Below are 16,322 nucleotides of genomic sequence, written 5' to 3' on the forward strand. Positions count from 1 at the left end.
GCCGGGGGCGCGGGAACGGACCCGCGCCCGCCCGGCGTCGGGGTCAGGGGATGATGCGCGCGTAGCGTACGCCGGCAAGCGACGCCCCGGCGATCAGCCCGGACTGGCCGAAGACCACCGCGATCACCGGCGAGAAGAGCGCGGTCGTCTCGATCCCCGCCGAGCCGCCACGCTCGGGCACGGCGTAGCGGAGGTCGGCCGATGCGGCCCAGCCTTCGGAGGCGCGGAAATCGGCCAGCGCCTGCGGGGTCATGAAGAACAGCACATGCGCGTATTGCTGCGCCCCGATCTGCAGACCGAAACTGGCGCGCGTGGCCGAATAGTAGTCGACCGTGACATCGTTGATCCGCAACGCCCCCTGGCCGTAGGCGCCGCCGAAAAAGAGCCCGGCCTCGCTGACCAGCGGCATGTAGAGGATGCCGTGCGCGTTGGCGAAAAGCGGCTGAAGATCGGGGAAACCGGACCGGAGGTAGTCGCGCGTCGCGTCCACGCGCGCGTCGAGTCGATCGGCGTTGAAGCTGCCGACGGGGTTCCCGCACGCGGAGAGCGCGAGGGTTGCCGCACCGCTTGCAAGCAGCGCTCTGCGAGAGAAGTTGGACATGCTCGGCCTCAAAGGTAATGGCGGGGTCTTCAGCGCCCCGCGCTGTGAGGCGCAAGTATAGGGGTTGCGCGCGCAGTTGTCACCATATCGCGTGGCCCATCGGCAAGAATGGGGCGTCGCCTTAGGCGCGCAGGACGCGCGCGGCCTCGGGGGCGAAGTAGGTCAGGATCGCGTCGCATCCCGCGCGCTTGAACGCCAGCAGGCTTTCCAGCATCACCTTCTCGCCGTCCAGCCAGCCGTTCTGCGCCGCGGCCTGCAGCATCGCGTATTCGCCCGACACCTGATAGGCGCAGACCGGCACGCCGAATTCGTCCTTTGCGGCGCGGCAGATATCCAGATACGGCATGCCCGGCTTGACCATGACCATGTCGGCGCCTTCATCGAGGTCGCGCGCGACGCAGCGCAGCGCCTCGTTGCGGTTGGCGGGGTCGATCTGGTAGGTCTTCTTGTCGCCGACCAGCCGGCCCGAGGCGCCGACCGCGTCGCGGAACGGGCCGTAGAAACCGCTGGCGAATTTCGCGGCGTAGGAGAGAATCGCCACCCGCTGGTGCCCCGACTGCTCCAGCCCCAGCCGGATCGCGCCGATGCGCCCGTCCATCATGTCCGACGGGCCGAGGATATCGGCGCCCGCATCGGCCTGTGCCAGCGCCATCTTGACCAGCGCCTCGACGGTTTCGTCGTTGAGGATCTGGCCACCCACCACGAACCCGTCATGGCCGTTGATGTTGTAGGGGTCGAGCGCGATGTCGGTCATCACGCTGAGGTCCGGCAGATCGGACTTGAGCATGCGGATCGCGCGGTTGGTCAGGTTGTCGGGGCTCCACGCCTCGGCGCAATCCTCGGTGCGCAGGGCGGGGTCGGTATAAGGGAACAGGCAGATGGTGCGGATGCCGGTCTCACGCGCGGCCTCGGCCTTGCGGCGCAGCCGGTCCAGCGAAAGGCGCGCCACACCGGGCATCGACGGGATCGGTTCCTCGACATTCTCGCCTTCCCGGATGAAGACGGGCCAGATCAGGTCTGCGGCCGCCAGTCGGTTCTCGGCCACCAGATCGCGCAGCGCGGCGGTCTGGCGAAGCCGGCGCAGGCGGGCGGCGGGGTAGGGGGCGGGGGGATGGACGGGCATGGGACTTCCTCTCTCGGCCCGACGGTGGTGCCACGCAGGCGCGGCGATCTCAAGCCTGCCGATGCCGCGAGTCGGCCCTTGGCCCGCCCGTCCGCCGGCGCTAGGTAGGGACGTCTCATGCCGGAGTCGCAGTCGTGGGCCTGTACGACAGTGTTTTGACGCTGATTGACCTGAGGTCGTTCTCGAACCTCTGGTACTGGATCGTGTTGGCCGTCACCTGGTCGATCGCCTCGCATTACGTGCTGGGCGTGCCCTTCGACATGGTGCTGCGCGCACGCCGGCAGGGCGGTGCCGCGATGGCCGATCTGGAGGCGATGGTCGACCTGCAGCTTCGCCGCCGGTCCGGCATCGTGCGATCGGGCGGCGCCTGGCTGGTCGGGCTCTGGGCGGCGGTGCTGACCATCGTGGCGCTGCTCGGCTTCTGGTACCGGGTCGAGATTGCGCAGGCGCTGGCCCTGCTGGCGGTGCCGCTGACCCTGGTCATGGCGCTGAGCTTTCGACTGAGCACGCGCCTGCGCACCGAACGTCCCCGCGACGAGGCGCTGGCGCGGCGACTGACCTGGCATCGGCTGCTCATCCAGATCATCGGCGTGCTGTCGATCCTTGTCACCGCGCTCTGGGGCATGTGGCACAATCTTTCGATGAACGTGCTTGGTGCGTGAAGGGGCGGGTGATGGCCGGTGAACGTATACTGCTGGGCGGCGCGCCCGAGGGGTTCGACGCCGAACTGCTGCGCCGCGAGACGGTGCGCGCCAAGGGGCCGGTCATCCACGTCGCGCGCGACGACAAGCGGCTGGCGGCGATGCGCGCGGCGCTCGACTTCTTTGCGCCGGAGCTGCCGGTTCTGGTCTTTCCAGCGTGGGACTGCCTCCCCTTCGACCGGGTCTCGCCGAACCCCGAGATCGTGGCGCAGCGCATGGCGACGCTGGCGGCCCTGGCGCGGGGGCTTGACGGCGCGTTCGCGGTGCTGACCACGCTCAACGCGGTGACGCAAAGGTTGCCCGCGCGCGAGACCGTCGCAGGGGCGTCGTTCCACGCCACGGTGGGCCGACGCATCGACGAGGCCGCGCTGCGCGCCTGGCTTGCGCGCATGGGCTATTCCCCCAGCCCCACGGTGACCGAGCCCGGCGATTTCGCCGTGCGCGGCGGGATCATCGACATCTTCGCCTCCGGCCACAAGGAGCCGGTCCGGCTGGACCTGTTCGGCGATGTGCTGGACGGGCTGCGCCTGTTCGACCCGGCGAGCCAGCGCACCACCGGCAAGCTGGATCGCCTGGAGCTTTCCCCGGCGTCCGAAGTGATCCTGGACGAGCCGTCGATCGCGCGGTTCCGGCAGGCCTATCGCGCCGAGTTCGGCGCGGCCGGTCTGGATGACCCGCTCTACGAGGCGGTCAGCGCCGGCCGCAAGCACCAGGGGATGGAACATTGGCTGGCGTTCTTTCACGACCGGCTGGAGACGCTTTTCGATTACCTGCCGAACGCGTCGGTGATGCTGGACGACCAGACAGAACCGGCGCGCGCCGTCCGCTGGGAAACCGTCGCCGAGCAGTACGACCACCGCCGCGAGGCGCTGGCTGCCCGCGGCCGGGTGGACACGATCTACAAGCCCGCCCCGCCGGGCCTGCTCTATCTCGACGACGCCGCCTGGGCGGCCGCGCTGGCGCCCCTTCGCGTGGTCCAGCTGTCGCCCCTGCCGCAGCCGCCGGGGCCGGGCGTGCTGGATGCGCAAGGGCGCGAGGGGCGCAATTTCGCGCCGGAACGACAGAACGAGAACGCGAATATTTTCAATGCGCTCGCGTCGTATGTTGAGAGTTTGCGCGAAGCGCGTGCGGTGGTGATCGCCTCCTGGTCCGAAGGCGCGCGGGAGCGTCTTGCGGGTCTGCTGGACGAACACGGACTGCCGGGCGCGCGCCCCGTCGCCGATGCCCGCGCGCTGGCGGGTGCGGGGGCTGTCCACCTGACCGTCTGGCCGCTTGAACGCGGGTTCGTCAGCGCGGATATCGCGGTCATTTCGGAACAGGACGTCCTGGGCGAAAGGCTGGTCCGCGCCCCCCGGCGGAAACGGCGCGCCGAGAACTTCCTGACCGAGGCGCAGGCGATCAGCCCCGGCGATCTGGTCGTGCATGTCGATCACGGCGTCGGCCGCTACACCGGGCTGGAGACCATCGCCGCGATGGGCGCGCCGCATGAATGCCTGGCGCTGGAATACGCCGGCGGCGACCGGCTGTTCCTGCCGGTCGAGAATATCGAGCTGCTCAGCCGCTTCGGGCACGAGGATGGCCTGCTCGACAAGCTCGGCGGCGGCTCCTGGCAGGCGAAGAAGGCCAAGCTGAAGCAGCGCATCCGCGAGATCGCCGACAAGCTGATCCGCGTCGCCGCCGAGCGCGAGTTGCGGAAAGCGCCCGCGCTGGAGCCGCCCGAGGGGATGTGGGACGCCTTCGCCGCGCGCTTTCCCTATGCCGAGACCGACGACCAGATGCGCGCCATCGAGGACGTGCTGGCCGATCTGGACCGCGGCCGCCCGATGGACCGGCTGATCGTCGGCGACGTCGGCTTCGGCAAGACCGAGGTGGCGATGCGCGCGGCCTTCGTCGCCGCCATGTCCGGGCTGCAGGTCGCGGTCATCGCGCCGACCACGCTGCTCGCCCGGCAGCACCACCACAGCTTTGCCGAACGCTTCCGCGGCTTCCCGTTGCAGGTCCGCCCGCTGTCGCGCTTCGTTTCGGCCAGGGAGGCCGCCGCCACCCGCGCCGGCATCGCCGACGGCACGGTGGACATCGTCATCGGCACCCACGCGCTGCTGGCGAAATCGGTGAAGTTCCGCAACCTCGGCCTGCTGGTCATTGACGAGGAGCAGCATTTCGGCGTGACCCACAAGGAACGCCTGAAGGAAATGCGCTCGGACATCCATGTGCTGACCCTGACCGCGACGCCGATCCCGCGCACGCTGCAACTGTCGCTGTCCGGTGTGCGCGACCTCTCGCTCATTGCCACGCCGCCGATCGACCGGTTGGCGATCCGGACCTATGTCAGCGAATTCGATACCGTGACGCTGCGCGAGGCGCTTTTGCGGGAACGCTTCCGCGGCGGCCAGTCCTTTTTCGTTGCGCCGCGCATCAAGGACCTGCCCGAGATCGAGGATTTCCTGCGCGATCACGTCCCCGAGGTGTCGGTCCTGGTCGCGCACGGGCAGATGGCGGCGGGCGAACTCGACAGCCGCATGAACGCCTTCTACGACGGCAAGTACGACGTGCTGCTCGCCACCAGCATCGTCGAATCCGGCCTCGACATCCCGCGCGCGAACACGATGATCGTGCACCGCGCCGACATGTTCGGCCTTGCGCAACTCTACCAGATCCGGGGCCGGGTGGGGCGGTCCAAGACGCGGGCCTATTGCTACCTGACGACGAAGCCGCGCACCCCGCTGACCCCGCAGGCGCAACGGCGGTTGAAACTGCTGGGATCGATCGACAGCCTGGGCGCGGGCTTCACCATCGCCAGCCAGGACATGGACCTGCGCGGCGCCGGCAACATCCTGGGCGAGGAGCAGTCGGGCCATATCCGCGAGGTCGGCTACGAGCTTTACCAGCAGATGCTGGAAGAGGCGATCAGCCGGCTGCGCGCCGGCGATCTCGCCGATCTCTCCGACGGTCAATGGGCGCCGCAGATCAACCTGGGCGTGCCGGTCCTCATCCCCGAAAGCTACGTCCCCGACCTCGATGTGCGCCTTGGCCTCTACCGCCGGCTTGCCGCGCTGGAGAAGAAGGTCGAGTTCGAGGGATTTGCCGCCGAACTCATCGACCGCTTCGGCCCGCTGCCGAAAGAGGTCAACACGCTCCTGGTCGTCGTGCGCATCAAGGCGATGTGCAAGCGGGCGCAGATCGCGCGGCTGGATGCCGGGCCGAAGGGCGCGACGGTCCAGTTCCACCAAGATAAGTTCCCAAATCCCAAGGGGTTGGTGGAGTTTCTTCATGCGCAGGGCCAACAGGCCAGGATCCGCGACAACAAGATGATCGTGCGTCGCGACTGGTCCGACGAGAAGGAGAAGCTGCGCGGGGCTTTCGCTATCGCGCGTGATCTGGCAGAGAAGGCAAAAGCGGCGTGACCGCCCCGCCGCCGCATTTTCTGTCGTCAAATATCCTCGGGGGGTGAACGGGCCGCAGGCCCGGAGGGGGGCAGACAGCCCCCCTTGCCCCGCCTTCGAAAGGAACCCCATGGCCCGCGCCGGCATCCCCCTCCTCGCCGTCCTGATCGACGCCGACAACTCCTCCCCGAAATGGGCCGAGGCGATCTTCGAGGAGATCGCGAGCCTGGGCGAAGCCTCGGTGCGACGCATCTATGGCGATTTCTCGCGCCCCGGCATGAAGGGCTGGGCCGACCAGATGCCGACGCTGGCGCTGGTTCCGCACCACCAGCCGGCGAACACCGTCGGCAAGAACGCCTCGGACATCGCGCTGGTGATCGATGCGATGGACCTGCTGCATTCGGGCCGTTTCGACGGATTCGTGCTGATCTCCTCGGACAGCGACTTCACCCGGCTGGCCAGCCGCATCCGCGAACACGGGCTCGATGTCTACGGCATCGGCCAGCAGAAGACGCCAGAGGCCTTCCGCAAGGCCTGCAAGCGCTTCATCTTCGTCGAGAACCTGGGCGCCGAGCCGGAGCCCGACCAGCGCGACGCGCCCAGGCGCGAATCGCCCGCCGATGCCGTGCCGTTGATCAAGGCCGCGATGCAGGCGATCGACAAGGATCAGGAGTGGTTCCCCCTGGGCCCGCTCGGGCAGAAGATCACCACCAACCACCCCGATTTCGACGCCCGCACCTATGGTTGCGCCAAGCTTTCCGACCTGATCCGCAAGGCCGGCGGGTTCGAGACGCGGGTGAGCGGCAACCAGTTGGAGGTGCGGTGGAGCCCGCGCAAGAAGGACTGAGCCGGACATGTGCCGCCGCCCGGTGCCGGCCGATCCGGCACCGCCCGCTGGCGCCCCGGCCGCGTGCCGGGCTCTGCGGCCGAAAGTTTCACTACGGTTAATTTTCCGAATTTACCAATGTTTTTCAGCGCCTTGCCGAAGCGTCCAAATTTGGACGCTTCGGGGCGTGGGACTCAACGCGGCGGGATCGAATAGGTCAGGCTGGCGCGCGCGGCGGGCTGGTCCTCGCCCTCGGAGAAGAGCAGCGCATCGCCCACCGCCAGCACCCGGCCCAGTTTCAGCAGCCGCGCCCTGGCGATCATGTCCCGCCCGGCGGCGGGTTTACGCATGAAATCGATCGAGCAACTCGTCGTCACCGACAGGCCTTTCGGTCCGATCATCGCCAGAAGGACGGCGTACATCGCCAGATCCGCCAGCGCGAACATCGCCGGACCGGACACCGTGCCCCCCGGCCTGAGGTGCTTTTCATGCGCCAGCAGGCGCACGTCTGCCTCCATCGACGCCACGCGCTCGACCTGGAAATCACTGGCGACCTGCGGAAACTCGGCCATCATGAAGGCGTTGAGCGCGTTGCAGTCCATTTGCGGCGTCATGCTTTCCTCCCGGCGATTGCGCCGATAGAGTTTCCGCAAATGCTTTGGAGGGCAAGATGAGCGACGGCTTGGTCGGGTATGACGTGACGGAACGGGTGGCGGTTCTGACCCTGCGGCGGCCGGAAGCGTTGAATGCGCTGTCGGATGCGATGCTGGCGGCGTTGAAGGACGCGTTCGATCGGCTCGGCGCGGACCAGGCGGTGCGCGTGGCGATCCTGAAGGGCGCGGGCAAGGCGTTCTGCGCGGGGCACGACCTGAAGGAAATGCAGGCCGGGCGGGCCGCCGCCGATGGCGGGGCGCAGTACTTCGCGGATCTTTTCGGGCGGTGTTCGGAGGTGATGCAGACGATCCCGACACTGCCCCAGCCGGTGATCGCCGAGGTGCACGGCATCGCCACCGCGGCGGGCTGCCAGCTGGTGGCGAGTTGCGACATGGCCGTCGCGGCAAGCGATGCCCGTTTCGGCGTGAATGGCGTGAACATCGGTCTTTTCTGCTCGACGCCCATGGTCGCGCTGAGCCGGAACGTGACGCGCAAGGCCGCGTTCGAGATGCTGGTGACCGGCGGGTTCATCGGGGCCGAGCGGGCGCAGGAACTGGGACTGGTCAACCGCATCGCGGCGCCCGAGGAGTTGGAGCGGGAAACCATGGATCTGGCGCGGATCGTGGCAGGCAAGTTGACCGCGGCGGTGAAGGTCGGCAAGCGGGCGTTCTACGACCAGGTCGATCTGCCGCTGGCGCAGGCCTATGAACTGACCGGGCAGGTGATGGCCGAAAACATGATGTTTCGCGACACCGACGAGGGGATCCAGGCCTTCATCGAGAAGCGCAAGCCTGACTGGCGCTGACGCGCCCTCGGGCCGGAACCTTGCTGAGGGTTACGCCGGTCCGGCCGTGTCGCGCTCAATCGGTGCGCCAGTCGAAGAAACCGGCGGGCGCGCGGCCCAGCAGCCGGCTGGCCAGGTCGTGGCCCAACGCGGCGCCGTCTTCTATCGGGGCGGATTCATCCTCGGCCATCGATTCCGATCCGTCCGGGCGCAGGATCTCGCCGCGCAGGCGCAGGGTGCCGCCGTCGAGTTCGGCAAGCCCCGCGATGGGCGTCTCGCACGAGCCGTCGAGCCGGGCGAGGAAGGCGCGTTCGGCGGCAAGGCGCTGGCCGGTCGGCGCATCGTGCAGCGGCTCCAGCAGCGCCGCCACGCGGGTGTCACCGTCGCGCCGCTCGATCCCGATGGCGCCCTGGGCGATGGCGGGCAGCATCTCGTCCACGTCGATGGCCGATTGCGCGACCCGCGCCATGCCGAGCCGGTTCAGCCCGGCCATGGCGAGGAAAGTGCAATCGGCGACTCCGTCGGCAAGCTTGCGCAGCCGGGTCTGCACGTTGCCGCGAAACTCGACCACGCGCAGGTCGGGGCGGCGGTGCAGCAGCTGCGCGCGCCGGCGCAGGCTGGAGGTGCCGACGACCTGCCCCGCGGCCAGATCGGCGATGCGCACGACCTTGTCCGACACGAAGGCGTCGCGCACATCCTCGCGCGCAAGGTAGCAGTCCAGCACCAGCCCCGCGGGTTGCAGCGTCGGCATGTCCTTCATCGAATGCACGGCGATGTCGATCTCGCCCGAGAGCATCGCGTCTTCGATCTCGCGCGTGAACAGCCCCTTGCCGCCGATCTCCTTCAGTGGGCGGTCGAGGACGCGGTCGCCGGTGGTCTTGATCACCACCACCTCGAACGCGTCCTCGGGCAACTCGTGCGCGGCCATCAGCCGGGCGCGGGTTTCATGCGCCTGGGCGAGCGCGAGCGGGGAGCCGCGGGTTCCGATGCGCAGGGGCGAGGCGGGCGAGGGAAGATCGTGCGTCATGGCTTCTGCTTAGTCGCGGCCCGGCGGGGTGGCAACCGCGATTGCACGCGCCGCGGCTTGACTTTCCCGCCCGGCGCCGTGACCAAGGCGCGAAACGAGGGAGAGACGCCATGACCGCAACCGCCGCGCCCACCAAGACCATCCTGCGCGCGCTGGCGGGCGAGGTGCAGGCCGTCCCGCCGGTCTGGATGATGCGCCAGGCCGGGCGCTACCTGCCGGAATACCGCGCGACGCGGGCGCAGGCGGGCGATTTCCTGTCGCTGTGCTACAACCCGGAACTGGCCGCCGAGGTGACGCTGCAGCCGATCCGGCGCTACGGTTTTGATGCGTCGATCCTGTTTGCCGACATCCTGCTGCTGCCGCAGGCGCTGGGGGCGGATCTTTGGTTCGTCACCGGCGAGGGGCCGCGGCTGTCGACCCTTTCCGATGCAGAGGGCGTGGCGGCGCTGAAGCCGACCGAGGCGATCCACGAGACGCTGTCGCCGGTCTACGAGACGGTGAAGATTCTGGCGCGCGAACTGCCGCGCGAGGTCACGCTGATCGGCTTTGCCGGCGCGCCCTGGACGGTGGCGACCTACATGATCGCCGGCCGCGGCACGCCCGACCAGGGCCCGGCACACGCGATGAAGGCGGCCGAGCCCGAAGCGTTCGACGCGCTGATGGCGCGGCTGACGGAGGCGACGACCGAGTACCTCTCGGCGCAGGTGGAGGCCGGGGCAGAGGTGGTGAAGATCTTCGACAGCTGGGCAGGGTCGCTGAAAGGCGCGGATTTCACCCGCTACGCGCTGGAGCCCGCGCAGCAGATCATCGCGGCGCTGAAGGCGCGCCTCCCGGACCTGCCGATCATCGCCTTTCCGCGTCAGGCGGGCGATCAGTACATCGGGTTTGCGCGCGCGACCGGGGCCGATTGCGTGGCCATCGACAACTCGGTCGATGCTGACTGGGCGGCGAAGCACGTGCAGGTCGATGGCTGCGTGCAGGGAAACCTTGCACCGCATCACCTGGTCGAGGGCGGCCCGGCACTGGTTGCCGAGACGAAGCGGATCGTCAAGGCGTTCTCGAAGGGGCCGCATATCTTCAACCTGGGCCACGGAATCACCCCCGAAGCCGACCCCGAGAACGTTCACCGGATGCTGGAGGCGATCCGCGGCTGAGGCCCCGCATCGGACCCCAGGTGCCGGCTGCGCAAATTGCGCAGAGTGGTCAAGCTACTGAAATCATTATATACCCGAAAAAAAATTAACCGGATTGCAAGCATTGGATCCGGCCCCCTCCGTTGCGATGGCGTGCGACGCCGGGGGGTCCGGGGGGCAGCGCCCCCCGGCCCGGCCCAACGCGAGGAAGGTTCGTGCGCAGCACAACCTGACGAGGGGCGGGAGCGCGTGGAGTCCCGCGCTCCCGCCCCTCAGGGCCCGATCAGTCCAGCAGCCGTCGGGCGATGACCTGGGCCTGGATCTCTCCCGCGCCCTCGAAGATGTTGAGGATGCGCGCGTCGCAGAGGACGCGGCTGATCGGGTATTCCAGCGCGAACCCATTACCACCGTGGATCTGCAGGGCGTTGTCGGCGGCCGACCAGGCGACGCGGGCCGCCAGAAGCTTGGCCATGCCGGCCTCCAGGTCGCAGCGGCGGTCGTGGTCCTTCTGCCAGGCGGAGAAATAGGTGAGCTGGCGCGCGACCATGATCTCGACCGCCATCATAGCCAGCTTGTCGGCGACGCGCGGGAACTCGATCAGCGCCTTGCCGAACTGCTTGCGGTCCTCGGCGTAGTGCAGGCCCAGTTCCAGCGCGTTCTGGGCGACGCCGATGGCGCGGGCGGCGGTCTGGATCCGCGCGCTCTCGAAGGTCTGCATGAGCTGCTTGAAGCCCTGTCCCGGGGCGCCGCCGAGGAGGTTCTCGCCCTTCACCGGAAAGGCGTCGAAGGCAAGCTCGTATTCCTTCATGCCGCGGTAGCCCAGCACCTCGATCTCGCCGCCGGTGATCCCGTCGTCGGGGAAGGGGGCGGCGTCGGTGCCGGGGGTCTTCTCGGCCAGGAACATCGACAGGCCCCGGTAGTCGGTGGTGTCAGGGTCGGTGCGCGCCAGAAGCGTCATCACATGCGTGCGCGCGGCGTGGGTGATCCAGGTCTTGTTGCCGGTGATGCGCCAGTCGTCGCCGTCACGGGTGGCGCGGGTGCGCAGGGCGCCGAGGTCCGAGCCGGTGTTGGGCTCGGTGAAGACGGCGGTGGGCAGGATCTCGCCCGAGGCGAGGCCAGGGAGCCAATGGGATTTCTGCGCGTCGGTGCCGCCGCAGAGGATCAGTTCGGCGGCGATCTCGGACCGGGTGCCGAGCGAGCCCACGCCGATGTAGCCGCGGCTGAGCTCTTCGGAGACGACGACCATCGAGGCTTTCGACAGGCCAAGGCCGCCAAATTCCTCGGGGATGGTCAGGCCGAAGACACCCATTTCGGCCAGCTGGGCGATGATCTCCATCGGGATCAGTTCATCCTTCAGGTGCCATCCGTGGGCGTGCGGCACCACCTTCTCGTCGGCGAAGCGGCGGAACTGCTCGCGGATCATCTCCAGCTCGTCATCGAGGCCGGTGGCGCCGAAGCTGGCGCGCCCGGCGTTCTGGCGCATGAGCGCAACGAGCGCGGCACGGGCCTGGGGCGTGTTGCCGGTCATCAGGCGGGTGACGGCGGGGGTGTGGAAAGCGGCGAGATCGTCGGGCGAGAGGTCGAGGTCCGACGGGCGGAGGATCTCGGTCTGGCTCATCGGCAGGCCGCCGGCGATCTGGGCGAGGTATTCGGCGAAACCGACCTGCAGGATCAGCGCCTCCATCTCGCCGAACTCACCGGCCTCGGTCAGGCGGGCGGACCAGGCCTGCATCTGGCGCAGGCTTTCGACATAGGTGGCCAGCCAGGCAAGGCCGTGCGCGGCGCGCTGGTGCGTCTCCAACGCCGCAGCGTTCACCCGTCCGCCGGAGATGACGCGGGCCTGCACCGCGGCGCGCGCGCGCTCTAGCAGCGCGTCGAGCGCGGGTTGCGCCTGGGCGGTGAGCGCGGACAGATCGTCGAGGACCGGCGGGCGGGCGGGAATGTCCTGGCCATCATGCGGCATCGGCGTCTCCTTGCATGGCTTGGCGCTGGCTATTTTGCAGCTGCAGCGCAACTTTAAGTCTTCGGCGCTTCACTTCAAGCAGGAAAATGTCGCATCCGTTTTGTCCGTGCAGCCGGCCCGCCCCCACGCTATCACGCAGGCGCAACGGAGGATACCGAATGGACATGATTTTCGGTGGCTTGCCGGCCTGGGCGTTCGGGCTGGCCTGCGTGGTGACGATCTTTGCCGGCTTCGTCAAGGGCGCGGTCGGCTTTGCCATGCCGCTGATCATGATCGCGGCGTTTTCAAGCTTCATGCCGCCCGACACCGCGCTGGCGGCGATGATCCTGTCCCTGCTGACGACCAACGTGCACCAGTCGCTGCGCTTTGGTCGGCGCGCGGCCTGGGAGTCGGCAGTGAAGTACCGGCGGATCATCGCCACGACCTGTGCGGGCATCGTCATCTCGGCGCCGTTTGTCGTCGTGCTGCCGCAGCAGCTTCTCTTCGCGTTGCTCGGCGTTCCGGTCATGGGGTTTGCGCTGATGCAGTTGCGCGGCTGGGCCCCGGTGATCCCGCTGCGCCACCGGGCGTCGGCCGAGTACGGGTTGGGTCTGCTGGGCGGGCTTTATGGTGGGATCTCCGGCATCTGGGGGCCGCCGGTGATCGTCTATCTGCTGGCGATCCGCGCCGAGAAGGCCGAGATGGTGCGGGTTCTGGGCGTGGTCTTCATGGTCGGGGCGGTGGTGCTGACCGCGGCGCATCTGGGATCGGGCGTGCTGGATGCGGTGACGCTGCCGTTGTCGGCGGCGCTGGTCGCGCCGGCGGCGCTGGGCATGTGGCTGGGCTTTCGCATGCAGGACCGGCTGGATCCCGTGCGCTTCCGGCGCTGGACGCTGCTCGTGCTGATCCTGGTCGCCCTGAACCTGCTGCGCCGGGCGATCACCGGCTGAGGGCAAGCAGGTCGCCGCCGCTGCAGAGCCCGGCAAGATGCGGCGCGGCGTCGGGCGGGACCACGTCGAATCCGGCGCGAAAGACCTCGGCCTCGCCGGCGAGCGCGATGAAGGTCCAGCGGCCCGGCAGCAGTTCTTCCTCGAGGTCGAACTGGAAGAAGATGATCTCGGGCACGCCGCCCAGGGCCCAGCTTTCCCAGCTTTGGCGTGTCCGCCCCGAGGCCGGCATGGGCGGATGCTCGACCACATGCCGGATCAGGATCGGCGCGTCGCCGGTCAGCGTGTATTCCAGGCCGAAGCCGATGCCCAGGACCGCTGGCGCCACGCTGCCGCGCTGGCGCATGGCGATCGGTTCCTCGGGGATGTGGATCCAGCCGAATTCGGTGTCCGGGGCCTCCATGCGCCCGGTTTCGGAGGTCGCGCAGAAAAGCCCCTGCGCCAGGGTTTCGACCAGATCCGAGCGCTGCAGGACCGGTTCGGCCCGGGCGGGCACGGCGGCCAGAAGCACCAGCGCGGCAAGGGCAGGGCCCGCTGCGCTGCGCGGCAAGGGGCGCTCAGCCGATCGCGGCGGCGCGGACATCGTCATCGATGTAGGGTGCGTATTTGTCGAAATTCTCGGCAAACATCGCGACCAGTTTGCGCGCCTGCGCGTCATAGGCGTCGGCGTCGGCCCAGGTACGGCGCGGGTCCAGCAACTCGGGCTCCACCCCGGCGACGGCGACCGGCACTTCGAAGCCGAAGTTCGGGTCCTTGCGGAACTCGGCGGCATTGAGCGAGCCGTTGAGCGCGGCGGTCAGAAGCGCGCGCGTGGCCTTGATCGGCATCCGGTTGCCGGTGCCGTAGGCGCCGCCGGTCCAGCCGGTGTTGACCAGCCAGCAGGTCGCGCCGTGCTGGTTGATCTTCTGCTGCAGCAGCTTGCCGTAAACCTCGGGGCGGCGGGGCATGAAGGGGGCGCCGAAACAGGTCGAGAAGGTCGGTTCGGGCTCGGTCACGCCGCGTTCGGTGCCGGCGACCTTGGAGGTGAAGCCGGACAGGAAGTGATACATCGCCTGCGCCGCGCTGAGCCGCGAGATCGGCGGCAACACGCCGAACGCGTCGCAGGTCAGCATGATCACGTTCTTTGGGTGGCCCCCCAACGACGAGGTCGAGGCGTTCGAAATTGCGTCCAACGGATAGGCGACGCGGGTGTTGGCGGTCAGGCTGTCATCGTCGAAATCGAGCACCAGGGTTTCGGGGTCAAAGACCATGTTCTCGACGACCGAGGCGAAACGCGCGGTGGTCGCGTAGATCTCGGGCTCGGCGCGCGGGTCGAGGTTGATGGTCTTGGCGTAGCAGCCGCCCTCGAAGTTGAAGATGCCGGTATCGGACCAGCCGTGTTCGTCATCCCCGATCAGCACGCGCGAGGGGTCCTGGCTGAGCGTCGTCTTGCCGGTTCCGGAAAGGCCGAAGAAGACCGCCGAATCGCTGGGATCGCCGATCGCGTGGTTGGCCGAGCAGTGCATCGGCATCACGCCCTTTTCCGGCAGCAGGTAGTTGAGCAGCGTGAACACGGATTTCTTGTTCTCGCCGGCATAGGCGGTGTTGGCGATCAGGATGAGCTTGGCATCGAAGTTGAGCACGATCGCGGTCTCGGAGCGGCAGCCGTGCCGGGCCGGATCGGCCTTGAACGACGGGCAGTTGATGATCGTCCATTCGGCCACGAAACTGTCCAGGTCGTCGCGCGCGGGGCGGCGCAACATGTGCCGGATGAAAAGGCCGTGCCAGGCAAGCTCGGTCACGACGCGGACGTTCAGGCGGTGTTCGGTGTCGGCGCCGGCGTGCAGGTCCTGCACGAAGACCTCGCGGCCCTTGAGGTGTTCCAGCATGTCGGCGTGCAGCCGCTTGAACGCATCGGGGGCCATCGGCTTGTTGTTGTTCCACCAGATCGTGTCTTCGACCGAGGGCGTGCGGACCACGAACTTGTCCTTGGGCGAGCGTCCGGTGAACTGTCCGGTGGTGACCAGAAACGCCCCGCCATGACCCAGCTTGCCTTCGCCGCGCGAGAGCGCCGCCTGGATCAGCGCCGGTTCGATCAGGTTGTAGGAAGCCGAGCCGAGCCCGGTGATCCCCTGATCCTCGAGCCTGAAACTGGGGTTCACGCGTCCTGCTGTCATGCACTCGCTCCTGATGCCCGGCCTTGGGTGGCCTGCGAAATCCCGCCGACGCCCAGAAAGAGGCCTCGCCAGCCACGTCCATCCCTGTCCGCTTGAGTGGGCTATATCATGGCATTTCCATGATGGAACAGGCACGAGGCCCTGAGTTAGCGCAACCAGCCCCCTGTTATCGCAAACTCGGCCGGAAGACGCGCAAGATGGCGAAAATAAGGAATTAGTGACAGAATCGCGGCATGCTGCGCTGATGGACCAGTATTCGGTTGATTGACGGAAATAAAATCGGCCAAAACGGCAGATAATCAACCTGAGCGAAACAAGGACGAACCGATGTCGCGCATAGCACTCGTCGACGACGACCGGAACATCCTCACCTCGGTGTCGATCTCGCTCGAGGCGGAGGGGTTTGAGGTGGATACCTACAACGACGGCCAGTCGGCCCTCGATGCCTTCAACCGCCGGCTTCCGGACATGGCGGTCCTGGATATCAAGATGCCCCGCATGGACGGGATGGAGCTGCTACAGCGGCTGCGCATGAAGACGCACATGCCAGTGATCTTTCTGACCTCGAAGGATGACGAGATCGACGAGGTGCTGGGCCTCAGGATGGGGGCGGACGACTACGTCAAGAAGCCCTTTTCGCAGCGGCTGCTGCTGGAACGCATCCGCACCATCCTGCGTCGGCAGCAGGCGGTGGAAACCGGCGAGGTGGGCACGACCGAGGAAACACGGATCATGGTGCGTGGCAGCCTGACGATGGACCCGCTGCGCCATGCCGTCGCCTGGAAGGGCGAGGACGTGACGCTGACGGTGACGGAGTTCCTGCTTCTGCAGGCGCTTGCCGTTCGTCCCGGCTTCGTGAAAAGCCGCGACCAGCTGATGGACGTGGCCTATGATGATCAGGTCTATGTCGACGACCGCACCATCGATAGCCACGTCAAGCGACTGCGCAAGAAACTGCGCGCGGTCGATCCCGATTTCGCCTCGATCGAGACGCTATACGGCATCGGCTACCGCTACAACGAGGCCTGACGGCCGCGCGCGGCAA

At 67.8% G+C, this 16,322-nt stretch carries 14 protein-coding genes; 7 read left to right on the forward strand and 7 right to left on the reverse strand.

What is annotated here, in order from left to right; all coding sequences use genetic code 11:
• Positions 1–43 precede the first annotated feature (43 nt).
• Positions 44–601, reverse strand: a complete 558-nt coding sequence (locus IM708_RS00105) for a YSC84-related protein (protein ID WP_209424266.1) — start codon at positions 599–601, stop codon at positions 44–46.
• A 121-nt stretch (positions 602–722) separates the two neighbouring features.
• Positions 723–1,724, reverse strand: coding sequence for a porphobilinogen synthase (gene hemB / locus IM708_RS00110; protein ID WP_209424267.1), 1,002 nt, complete (start codon positions 1,722–1,724; stop codon positions 723–725).
• A gap of 134 nt (positions 1,725–1,858) precedes the next feature.
• Between hemB and IM708_RS00115 the strand changes: the two genes are divergently transcribed.
• The 3 genes from IM708_RS00115 to IM708_RS00125 all read left to right on the forward strand — a co-directional run bounded on the left by IM708_RS00115 (position 1,859) and on the right by IM708_RS00125 (position 6,655).
• Positions 1,859–2,386, forward strand: a complete 528-nt coding sequence (locus tag IM708_RS00115) for a component of SufBCD complex (RefSeq protein WP_209424268.1) — start codon at positions 1,859–1,861, stop codon at positions 2,384–2,386.
• Between the two features lie 11 nt (positions 2,387–2,397).
• On the forward strand, positions 2,398–5,829 hold the full coding sequence (gene mfd, locus IM708_RS00120; protein WP_209424269.1) for a transcription-repair coupling factor: 3,432 nt from the start codon (positions 2,398–2,400) through the stop codon (positions 5,827–5,829).
• Between the two features lie 109 nt (positions 5,830–5,938).
• The gene (locus IM708_RS00125; RefSeq protein ID WP_209424270.1) at positions 5,939–6,655 is read left to right on the forward strand and encodes an NYN domain-containing protein; all 717 of its coding nucleotides are present in this window, start codon (positions 5,939–5,941) and stop codon (positions 6,653–6,655) included.
• Between the two features lie 173 nt (positions 6,656–6,828).
• Here IM708_RS00125 and IM708_RS00130 read toward each other — a convergent pair whose 3' ends face one another.
• Complete coding sequence (locus IM708_RS00130) at positions 6,829–7,248, reverse strand: PaaI family thioesterase (protein WP_209424271.1); 420 nt, start codon at positions 7,246–7,248, stop codon at positions 6,829–6,831.
• Between the two features lie 56 nt (positions 7,249–7,304).
• Here IM708_RS00130 and IM708_RS00135 point away from each other — a divergent pair, with 56 nt between their 5' ends.
• On the forward strand, positions 7,305–8,093 hold the full coding sequence (locus IM708_RS00135; protein ID WP_209424272.1) for an enoyl-CoA hydratase: 789 nt from the start codon (positions 7,305–7,307) through the stop codon (positions 8,091–8,093).
• Positions 8,094–8,148: 55 nt separating this feature from the next.
• Here IM708_RS00135 and hemC read toward each other — a convergent pair whose 3' ends face one another.
• The gene (gene hemC / locus IM708_RS00140; protein ID WP_209424273.1) at positions 8,149–9,099 is read right to left on the reverse strand and encodes a hydroxymethylbilane synthase; all 951 of its coding nucleotides are present in this window, start codon (positions 9,097–9,099) and stop codon (positions 8,149–8,151) included.
• Positions 9,100–9,209: 110 nt separating this feature from the next.
• Here hemC and hemE point away from each other — a divergent pair, with 110 nt between their 5' ends.
• Positions 9,210–10,253, forward strand: a complete 1,044-nt coding sequence (gene hemE / locus IM708_RS00145; RefSeq protein WP_209424274.1) for a uroporphyrinogen decarboxylase — start codon at positions 9,210–9,212, stop codon at positions 10,251–10,253.
• A gap of 262 nt (positions 10,254–10,515) precedes the next feature.
• Here hemE and IM708_RS00150 read toward each other — a convergent pair whose 3' ends face one another.
• Positions 10,516–12,195 carry an acyl-CoA dehydrogenase family protein gene (locus tag IM708_RS00150; RefSeq protein WP_209424275.1) on the reverse strand — a complete coding sequence of 560 codons (1,680 nt, stop codon included), beginning with the start codon at positions 12,193–12,195 and terminating at the stop codon, positions 10,516–10,518.
• A 158-nt stretch (positions 12,196–12,353) separates the two neighbouring features.
• Here IM708_RS00150 and IM708_RS00155 point away from each other — a divergent pair, with 158 nt between their 5' ends.
• On the forward strand, positions 12,354–13,124 hold the full coding sequence (locus IM708_RS00155; RefSeq protein WP_209424276.1) for a sulfite exporter TauE/SafE family protein: 771 nt from the start codon (positions 12,354–12,356) through the stop codon (positions 13,122–13,124).
• Here IM708_RS00155 and IM708_RS00160 read toward each other — a convergent pair.
• Positions 13,114–13,671: a DUF3859 domain-containing protein gene (locus IM708_RS00160; RefSeq protein WP_209424277.1), complete on the reverse strand. Its 558-nt coding sequence runs from the start codon at positions 13,669–13,671 to the stop codon at positions 13,114–13,116. The two genes, IM708_RS00155 and IM708_RS00160, sit on opposite strands and share 11 nt — an antisense overlap.
• Positions 13,672–13,678: 7 nt before the next feature.
• Entirely contained in the window at positions 13,679–15,277 is a 1,599-nt protein-coding gene (locus IM708_RS00165) for a phosphoenolpyruvate carboxykinase (RefSeq protein WP_209424278.1), read from the reverse strand.
• A gap of 327 nt (positions 15,278–15,604) precedes the next feature.
• Between IM708_RS00165 and IM708_RS00170 the strand changes: the two genes are divergently transcribed.
• Positions 15,605–16,306, forward strand: a complete 702-nt coding sequence (locus IM708_RS00170; RefSeq protein WP_209424279.1) for a response regulator transcription factor — start codon at positions 15,605–15,607, stop codon at positions 16,304–16,306.
• The last annotated feature ends 16 nt before the right edge of the window (positions 16,307–16,322 follow it).

This window comes from Pararhodobacter sp. SW119, assembly GCF_017811755.1.
GTDB lineage: Bacteria > Pseudomonadota > Alphaproteobacteria > Rhodobacterales > Rhodobacteraceae > Pararhodobacter.

Bases quoted from the DNA above. Each gene is read 5' to 3' on its own strand.
- hemB (WP_209424267.1), bottom strand. From the start codon at position 1,724: ATGCCCGTCCATCCCCCCGCCCCCTACCCCGCCGCCCGCCTGCGCCGG.
- IM708_RS00135 (WP_209424272.1), top strand. From the start codon at position 7,305: ATGAGCGACGGCTTGGTCGGGTATGACGTGACGGAACGGGTGGCGGTT.
- IM708_RS00155 (WP_209424276.1), top strand. From the start codon at position 12,354: ATGGACATGATTTTCGGTGGCTTGCCGGCCTGGGCGTTCGGGCTGGCC.
- IM708_RS00170 (WP_209424279.1), top strand. From the start codon at position 15,605: ATGTCGCGCATAGCACTCGTCGACGACGACCGGAACATCCTCACCTCG.
- hemE (WP_209424274.1), top strand. From the start codon at position 9,210: ATGACCGCAACCGCCGCGCCCACCAAGACCATCCTGCGCGCGCTGGCG.
- IM708_RS00165 (WP_209424278.1), bottom strand. From the start codon at position 15,277: ATGACAGCAGGACGCGTGAACCCCAGTTTCAGGCTCGAGGATCAGGGG.
- IM708_RS00150 (WP_209424275.1), bottom strand. From the start codon at position 12,195: ATGCCGCATGATGGCCAGGACATTCCCGCCCGCCCGCCGGTCCTCGAC.
- IM708_RS00130 (WP_209424271.1), bottom strand. From the start codon at position 7,248: ATGACGCCGCAAATGGACTGCAACGCGCTCAACGCCTTCATGATGGCC.
- IM708_RS00125 (WP_209424270.1), top strand. From the start codon at position 5,939: ATGGCCCGCGCCGGCATCCCCCTCCTCGCCGTCCTGATCGACGCCGAC.
- hemC (WP_209424273.1), bottom strand. From the start codon at position 9,099: ATGACGCACGATCTTCCCTCGCCCGCCTCGCCCCTGCGCATCGGAACC.
- IM708_RS00105 (WP_209424266.1), bottom strand. From the start codon at position 601: ATGTCCAACTTCTCTCGCAGAGCGCTGCTTGCAAGCGGTGCGGCAACC.
- mfd (WP_209424269.1), top strand. From the start codon at position 2,398: ATGGCCGGTGAACGTATACTGCTGGGCGGCGCGCCCGAGGGGTTCGAC.